The organism is Arenimonas sp. (assembly GCF_019459675.1).
Lineage (GTDB): Bacteria > Pseudomonadota > Gammaproteobacteria > Xanthomonadales > Xanthomonadaceae > Arenimonas.
Genome location: NZ_JAIBFH010000468.1, coordinates 1 through 3,937 on the forward strand (window position 1 = coordinate 1; position 3,937 = coordinate 3,937).

Sequence of the window (3,937 nt, forward strand, 5' to 3'; positions counted from 1 at the left end):
CCCGGTTGCGGGGGGTTTTTTTCTGGGCGGGGTGGCGCCTGGCTCAGGCACCGTCGTGCGGCGTCAGCAGTTTTAAGTGCGGGGCGGTGGCCACGCCGCCGGCGCTGAGGTCGGTGGCCTGCTGCGTGGCCATGGCCAGCACGGCCCACTCCGGAAGTTCTACCGGCTGCACGGTGGTGGGCGCCCAGCCGCCGCTCCAGCGGTCGGTGGTGTAGCGCACCGGGACGCGGACCACCTGGCCATCCGGCTGGCCGGTGATGCTCCACTGCAGCGCCACCCGCTCGGCGGAGCGGCGGAACTGCGCCGCATAGTTGGCCTGGTGCGACTGGCGCGTGACCACCCCCAGCAGCGCCAGCTGCTCGGTGGTGGCCGACTGCACGCGGCCCTGCGCATCAAGCTTGAGCAGCAGCATCACCTCGGCGCCGACGCCCGCCCTGAGGGCATTGGTCGGGTACGAGGGCGCCGCAAGGAACGAGCGTCCACTCTCGGAAGTTGCGCCAGGGGGGTCGAGGAACTGCACGCCGCGGATGGCGAACGTCGCCGTGTCGTTGCCCTGCTCGCGCGCGGCGACCAGGGACAGCTGCAGGCGCCCCCGGGCAGTCACCGGCCGGCCGTCCTGGATGATGGGTTCGAATCGCCAGCCGCGGACGCGCTCCTCGTAGCCCTCCAGCACGCCGGTGCCGAGGTTGGCGTCACTGGCCAATTCAACGTCCAGCACGCTGCCGTCCGCGCCGATGGTGAGGCTGCCCTCGGCGCGGGCCGTGTACAGCTGCAGGTCCGGCGAGGCGGCGAGGGTCGGTGACGCGGCAAGCAGCAGGAACAGCAAGAGTTTTTTCATCGGGGGGCTCCTGGGTTGCCCGCAGTACACCATCACGGCGGTGACTGTTTCAACCGCAATCAACCGGCGCGCATAATCAGGCCATGCATGGAACCGGCGGCTACCTCGGCATCATCCTGATCTTCCTGGTGGCGGCGGTGATCGCCGTGCCGCTGTTCCGTCGCCTCGGGCTGGGCGCGATCCTGGGCTACCTGGTGGCCGGCGTGGCGATCGGCCCCGACGGCCTGAAGCTGGTGCCGGATCCGGAGGACGTGCTGGCGGCGTCGGAGTTCGGCGTGGTCATGATGCTTTTCATCATCGGCCTGGAGCTGTCGCCGGCGCGGCTTTGGGTGCTGCGGCGCAAGGTGTTCGGCAGCGGCGGGCTGCAGGTGCTGCTGTCGGCGCTGGCCATCGGCGGGGTGATCGCGTTCTTCAGCACCGGATGGAAGGCACCGGTGATCATCGGCCTGGGCCTGGCGCTGTCGTCCACCGCCGTGGGCCTGCAGCTGCTGGCCGAGCGCAAGGAGCTGGGCGCCGACCACGGCCGGGTGGCCTTCGCCATCCTGCTGTTCCAGGACCTGGTGGCGATCCCGCTGCTGGCCGCCATTCCGCTGCTGGGCGAAGCCAAGGCGCTGGCGCAGTCGGCGCCGCCGGTGTCGTCGGTGGTGAACGCGGTGTTGGTGATTGGCGCGGTGGTGCTGGGTGGCCGCTTCCTGCTGGCGCAGCTGTTCCGCGTGGTGGCGCGCGCGCAGATGGTCGAAGTGTTCAGCGCCAGCGCGCTGCTGGTGGTGGCCGGCACCGCGTGGCTGATGCAGTGGGTGGGGCTGTCGATGGGCCTGGGGGCGTTCCTGGCCGGCGTGCTGCTGGCGGATTCGGAATTCCGGCACGAACTGGAATCGCATATCGAACCGTTCAAGGGCCTGTTCCTGGGGCTGTTCTTCATGGCCGTGGGCATGAGCATCGACCTGGACGTGGTGCGCGACCAGCCGGCGCTGATCGCCGGCGGCGTGGTGGCACTGCTGCTGGTGAAGTCACTGGTGCTGGTGGCGGTGGGCCGGCTGTTCGGCGGGCTGCCCTGGCGCAGCGCGCTGATGCTGGGCGGCGTGCTGGCGATGGGCGGCGAGTTCGGCTTCGTGGTGTTCGCCGAAGCGCTCAAGGCCGGGCTGATCGAGGCCGCGCTGCGCGACCAGCTGTTCGTCATTGTCGGCCTGTCGATGGCCGCCACGCCGCTGCTGCTGATGGCGCTGGCGCGGCTGCCCGCGCCGGGCGAAGCCAAGCCGGCACGCGAGCCCGACCGGATAGACAACGACTACCCGCGCGTGATCATCGCCGGCTTCGGGCGCATGGGGCAGATCGTCGGGCGCATGCTGCGCGCGCAGAAGATCCCGTTCACCGCGCTTGAGAACAGCGCCGAACAGGTGGACTTCCTGCGCCGCTTCGGCAACAAGGTCTACTTCGGCGACCCGGCCCGCCCCGAGCTGCTGCGCGCCGCGCACGCCGACCGCGCCGAAGTGTTCGTGCTCACCACCGACGACCCCGACGCCAACATCCGCACCGCGCGCGTGGTGAAGCGCCTGTTCCCGCACCTGAAGATCTACGCCCGGGCCCGCAATCGCCAGCACGCGTTCAAGCTGATGGACATGGACGTGCAGGCCACGCGCGAGACCTTCCACTCCAGCCTGGTGCTGGGCCGCCGGGTGATGGAGGCGCTGGGCGTGCCGCCCGAGGAAGCCCACCGCAATACCGACCGCTTCCGCGAACACGACGAGACGCTGCTGCGCGAACAGCACCTGTACTACGACGACGAAGCCGCCCTGGTGGCTTCGGCGCGCGAGGCGCAGCGGGAGCTGGAAACACTGTTCGAAGCCGACCTGCCGCCGGAGGCGGCGGGCGATGACGAACAACGGGTCAAGAAGATCGAGTAAGCCGCCGCAGCCCCGCCTGCGGCTTCAGCGCGGGTCGCGCAGGAAGCGCGCCAGCGACGGCGGGCTGCGCGATGGTTCAAACTCGGACGCCACGTCCACGAAGCCGCGAAGCACGGCGATGTCGTGCGGCGTGCGGCCCAGGGTGTCGCGCGCCAGGCGGTTGCCGCCCTCGCGCAGCAGGCGCTGCACCACCCGCGGAAGGCCGTGCATCGCCGCCAGGTGAAGGGCACCGAAACCGCGCTGGTCCTGCGCGTCCAGGCTTACGTCTTCGGCCAGCAGGCGTTCGAGTGCCGCCAGCAGCACGTCTTCGTCGCAGGCGGCGCCCGGTTCGGCGCGGGCGCCCAACAGCAGCAGCAGCGGCGTCTGGCCCAGCGCACTGGCTTCGTCCGGGGCGATGCCGGCCAGCAGCAGCGTGTCGAGCAGCGCCAGCACACGCTGGCGGTCGCGCGACGAGAACGCATGCAGCGCCGCGCAGTGCAGCGAGCCCAGGCCCTGCGCGTCGCGCGCCTCGGGGTCGGCGCCGTGCGCCAGCAGGCGTGAAATCAGCTCCGGCTGGCCCAGCGCGGCCGCCAGCATCAGCGGCGTCACGTCGCCCGGCAGCGGCTGGTCGGGCCTGGCGCCGGCGCGCAGCAGTTGGTCCACCACGCCCACGTGCCGCATGCTGATCGCGGCCGACAGCGGCGTGGCGCCGGTGCGCGCCGCCAGCGCGGTGTCGGCGCCTCGCTCCAGCAGCAGCGCCACCACCACGTCATGGCCGCCGCCGGCGGCGCGCAGCAGTGCGCTGCAGCCCTGGGCATCCACGCCGTCCACCGGCAGGCCCAGCTCCAGCAGGCGCAGCACCGCTTCGGCGTCACCCGCCATCGCCGCCGAAGGCAGGTCGGACGACTGGAGCGTGCGCCCCGGCAGCTGCCACTGGCGCCACTCAAGCCAGTGCGACAGCTCGCGCCGATCGGCGGCCAGCGCCAGGCCCAGCGGCGTCTGGCCGTCGGGCGCCGACAGGGCCGGCGAAGCGCCGTGGCGGATCAGCACCCGCAGGGCGCCCTCGCGCCCCAGCGTCGCGGCACAGTGCAGGGCGGTGTGGCCGCGGCCATCGCGCGCATTCGGGTCCGCGCCCGCGGCCCGCAGGGCTTCGGCCCGGCGCAGCCAGCCCAGGCGGATGGCCAGGCCCAGCGGCGGTTCGGCGGGGGGGGGGGGG

At 72.1% G+C, this 3,937-nt stretch carries 3 protein-coding genes; 1 reads left to right on the top strand and 2 read right to left on the bottom strand.

Annotated features, from left to right (window positions below):
* Nucleotides 1-43: 43 nt before the first annotated feature.
* Nucleotides 44-838: a hypothetical protein gene (locus K0M70_RS15335; RefSeq protein WP_290783430.1), complete on the bottom strand. Its 795-nt coding sequence runs from the start codon at nt 836-838 to the stop codon at nt 44-46.
* A gap of 83 nt (nt 839-921) precedes the next feature.
* On the opposite strand from K0M70_RS15335, the gene K0M70_RS15340 reads away from it, so the two are divergent.
* Nucleotides 922-2,742: a monovalent cation:proton antiporter-2 (CPA2) family protein gene (locus K0M70_RS15340; protein ID WP_290783432.1), complete on the top strand. Its 1,821-nt coding sequence runs from the start codon at nt 922-924 to the stop codon at nt 2,740-2,742.
* A 24-nt stretch (nt 2,743-2,766) separates the two neighbouring features.
* On the opposite strand, the gene K0M70_RS15345 is transcribed toward K0M70_RS15340, so the two are convergent.
* The coding region (locus K0M70_RS15345) for an ankyrin repeat domain-containing protein (protein ID WP_290783434.1) at nt 2,767-3,937 on the bottom strand (1,171 nt) is incomplete at its 5' end.